Below are 334 nucleotides of genomic sequence, written 5' to 3' on the forward strand. Positions count from 1 at the left end.
GGGGACTCGATAACGTCATCGACGGGAGCTGCAATCTCCGATAATGGCGTCGTCGTTTCCAAGGGCGCAACTTCGATGAAGGCAGGCTGTGGTGTCGAAGCCGAACCACCCGTGAGTTCGCTCAGGTCACGATCAGCGAGTGGATGCCGTTCCGCGACGTCGAAGAGAGCGTCTGCCCTGCCACTGAAATAGGCCTTCATGGCCTTTGCCTCGTTGAGAGGATTTGGACTGATTTCGAAGAGGTGCATCAATCTTCGAATGCCTGCCTTGAAGCCGCGCGTGTTCGCCTCTTGAAGCAGTTCAAAATAATTGGAGCCGATCGCGAAGATATGGG

The 334-nt window shown here is 55.4% G+C and carries 1 protein-coding gene; it reads right to left on the minus strand.

Features of this window, described 5'->3' with window-relative positions; all coding sequences use genetic code 11:
* A partial coding sequence (locus tag SB772_RS39640) for a hypothetical protein (protein WP_410838472.1) occupies nt 1–334 on the minus strand: 334 nt, incomplete at both ends.

The sequence above is a fragment of the Paraburkholderia sp. SIMBA_030 genome, from assembly GCF_046535245.1.
GTDB lineage: Bacteria > Pseudomonadota > Gammaproteobacteria > Burkholderiales > Burkholderiaceae > Paraburkholderia.